Annotated in this window: 2 rRNA genes (1 of these 2 running past the window's edge); both read right to left on the bottom strand. The window is 51.6% G+C overall.

What is annotated here, in order from left to right:
* Positions 1–51: 51 nt before the first annotated feature.
* A 5S ribosomal RNA gene (rrf, locus tag PMI37_RS06785) occupies positions 52–167 on the bottom strand.
* A 151-nt stretch (positions 168–318) separates the two neighbouring features.
* Positions 319–3,190: ribosomal RNA gene (locus tag PMI37_RS06780) — 23S ribosomal RNA — on the bottom strand; it runs 22 nt beyond the window's last position.

Genomic DNA, 3,190 nt, shown 5'->3' with positions numbered 1-3,190 from the left:
CGGGCAAAACAAAACCCCAACTGCTTTCGCAATTGGGGTTTCGGAATTTAATCTTGACGATGACCTACTCTCACATGGGGAAACCCCACACTACCATCGGCGATGCATCGTTTCACTGCTGAGTTCGGGATGGGATCAGGTGGTTCCAACGCTCTATGGTCGTCAAGAAATTCGGGTACTGAGTCGTGACCAGATGGCCTCGCTTCAGCAAATTGGGTATGTGACAGCTTTCGGTGTTTTGTGAACATCGAACTTTCGGTTCGTTTCGTCTTCACACACCGCAATCTGGCCTTTCGACTCAAATTGCTTGGGTGTTATATGGTCAAGCCTCACGGGCAATTAGTATTGGTTAGCTCAACGCCTCACAGCGCTTACACACCCAACCTATCAACGTCGTAGTCTTCGACGGCCCTTCAGGGAACTCAAGGTTCCAGTGAGATCTCATCTTGAGGCTAGTTTCCCGCTTAGATGCTTTCAGCGGTTATCTATTCCGAACATAGCTACCCGGCAATGCCACTGGCGTGACAACCGGAACACCAGAGGTTCGTCCACTCCGGTCCTCTCGTACTAGGAGCAGCCCCTCTCAAATCTCAAACGTCCACGGCAGATAGGGACCGAACTGTCTCACGACGTTCTAAACCCAGCTCGCGTACCACTTTAAATGGCGAACAGCCATACCCTTGGGACCGGCTTCAGCCCCAGGATGTGATGAGCCGACATCGAGGTGCCAAACACCGCCGTCGATATGAACTCTTGGGCGGTATCAGCCTGTTATCCCCGGAGTACCTTTTATCCGTTGAGCGATGGCCCTTCCATACAGAACCACCGGATCACTAAGACCTACTTTCGTACCTGCTCGACGTGTCTGTCTCGCAGTCAAGCGCGCTTTTGCCTTTATACTCTACGACCGATTTCCGACCGGTCTGAGCGCACCTTCGTACTCCTCCGTTACTCTTTAGGAGGAGACCGCCCCAGTCAAACTACCCACCATACACTGTCCTCGATCCGGATAACGGACCTGAGTTAGAACCTCAAAGTTGCCAGGGTGGTATTTCAAGGTTGGCTCCACGCAGACTGGCGTCCACGCTTCAAAGCCTCCCACCTATCCTACACAAGCAAATTCAAAGTCCAGTGCAAAGCTATAGTAAAGGTTCACGGGGTCTTTCCGTCTAGCCGCGGATACACTGCATCTTCACAGCGATTTCAATTTCACTGAGTCTCGGGTGGAGACAGCGCCGCCATCGTTACGCCATTCGTGCAGGTCGGAACTTACCCGACAAGGAATTTCGCTACCTTAGGACCGTTATAGTTACGGCCGCCGTTTACCGGGGCTTCGATCAAGAGCTTCGCGTTAGCTAACCCCATCAATTAACCTTCCGGCACCGGGCAGGCGTCACACCCTATACGTCCACTTTCGTGTTTGCAGAGTGCTGTGTTTTTAATAAACAGTCGCAGCGGCCTGGTATCTTCGACCGGCATGAGCTTACGGAGCAAGTCCTTCACCCTCACCGGCGCACCTTCTCCCGAAGTTACGGTGCCATTTTGCCTAGTTCCTTCACCCGAGTTCTCTCAAGCGCCTTGGTATTCTCTACCCAACCACCTGTGTCGGTTTGGGGTACGGTTCCTGGTTACCTGAAGCTTAGAAGCTTTTCTTGGAAGCATGGCATCAACCACTTCGTGTTCTAAAAGAACACTCGTCATCAGCTCTCGGCCTTAAGATCCCGGATTTACCTAAGATCTCAGCCTACCACCTTAAACTTGGACAACCAACGCCAAGCTGGCCTAGCCTTCTCCGTCCCTCCATCGCAATAACCAGAAGTACAGGAATATTAACCTGTTTTCCATCGACTACGCTTTTCAGCCTCGCCTTAGGGACCGACTAACCCTGCGTCGATTAACGTTGCGCAGGAAACCTTGGTCTTTCGGCGTGGGTGTTTTTCACACCCATTGTCGTTACTCATGTCAGCATTCGCACTTCTGATACCTCCAGCAAGCTTCTCAACTCACCTTCACAGGCTTACAGAACGCTCCTCTACCGCATCATCCGAAGATGATACCCGTAGCTTCGGTGTATGGTTTGAGCCCCGTTACATCTTCCGCGCAGGCCGACTCGACTAGTGAGCTATTACGCTTTCTTTAAAGGGTGGCTGCTTCTAAGCCAACCTCCTAGCTGTCTAAGCCTTCCCACATCGTTTCCCACTTAACCATAACTTTGGGACCTTAGCTGACGGTCTGGGTTGTTTCCCTTTTCACGACGGACGTTAGCACCCGCCGTGTGTCTCCCATGCTCGGCACTTGTAGGTATTCGGAGTTTGCATCGGTTTGGTAAGTCGGGATGACCCCCTAGCCGAAACAGTGCTCTACCCCCTACAGTGATACATGAGGCGCTACCTAAATAGCTTTCGAGGAGAACCAGCTATCTCCGAGCTTGATTAGCCTTTCACTCCGATCCACAGGTCATCCGCTAACTTTTCAACGGTAGTCGGTTCGGTCCTCCAGTTAGTGTTACCCAACCTTCAACCTGCCCATGGATAGATCGCCCGGTTTCGGGTCTATTCCCAGCGACTAGACGCCCTATTAAGACTCGCTTTCGCTACGCCTCCCCTATTCGGTTAAGCTCGCCACTGAAAATAAGTCGCTGACCCATTATACAAAAGGTACGCAGTCACAGAACAAAGTCTGCTCCCACTGCTTGTACGCATACGGTTTCAGGATCTATTTCACTCCCCTCTCCGGGGTTCTTTTCGCCTTTCCCTCACGGTACTAGTTCACTATCGGTCAGTCAGTAGTATTTAGCCTTGGAGGATGGTCCCCCCATATTCAGACAAAGTTTCTCGTGCTCCGTCCTACTCGATTTCATGACTAAGAGATTTTCGCGTACAGGGCTATCACCCACTATGGCCGCACTTTCCAGAGCGTTCCGCTAATCTCAAAGCCACTTAAGGGCTAGTCCCCGTTCGCTCGCCACTACTAAGGGAATCTCGGTTGATTTCTTTTCCTCAGGGTACTTAGATGTTTCAGTTCCCCTGGTTCGCCTCTTGCACCTATGTATTCAGTACAAGATAACCATCTTATGATGGCTGGGTTCCCCCATTCAGACATCTCCGGATCAAAGTCTGTTTGCCGACTCCCCGAAGCTTTTCGCAGGCTACCACGTCTTTCATCGCCTCTGACTGCCAAGGCATCCACC

This window comes from Pseudomonas sp. GM80 (assembly GCF_000282515.1).
Taxonomy (GTDB): domain Bacteria; phylum Pseudomonadota; class Gammaproteobacteria; order Pseudomonadales; family Pseudomonadaceae; genus Aquipseudomonas.
Note: the sequence above shows the minus strand (reverse complement) of the source record. Positions and strands in the feature narration are given on the sequence as shown.